The sequence below is a fragment of the Vibrio sp. 811 genome (assembly GCF_033339195.1).
Window position 1 is genome coordinate 1 of the sequence record NZ_JAWOUB010000947.1, and the last position, 519, is coordinate 519.

At 46.1% G+C, this 519-nt stretch carries 1 protein-coding gene; it reads left to right on the forward strand.

From position 1 onward, the window contains the following. On the forward strand, window positions 1-519 hold a 519-nt coding region (locus tag R7Q46_RS30275; RefSeq protein WP_318078729.1), incomplete at both ends, for a GNVR domain-containing protein.

The following is a 519-nucleotide window of genomic DNA, read 5'->3' on the forward strand; positions in this document are numbered from 1 at the left end:
TTCTAAACCAATAAAACCGAAAAAAGCACTCATCGTTGTTTTGGCGACGTTGCTAGGCGGTATGGCTGGCGTTGCATTCGTATTGATTCGCGCAGCCTTCCACCGTGGTGTAGAAACGCCTGACCAAATCGAGCAAATGGGCATTCCGGTATATGCAAGCGTGCCTAAGTCTATTCAGCAGCTAGAGTTTGCAAGCAAACGGAAGCGCAATAAAAGCAAAGGCAACAATGAGTTGGTTTTACTTGCTGAAGCGAACCCTGCAGATTTATCTATCGAAGCTCTTCGAAGCCTACGTACCAGTTTGCACTTCGCAATGATGGAAGCGAAAAACAACGTGCTTATGATTTCCGGTCCAGCGCCTTCTATTGGTAAGACATTTGTCTCGACCAACTTTGCAGCCGTTGCTGCGAAAACAGGTCAAAAAGTGCTTCTTATTGATGCAGATATGCGTAAGGGTTACCTACAACAATGCTTCGGCCTACGTTGGGATAATGGTCTTTCAGAATACCTGAGCGGTAA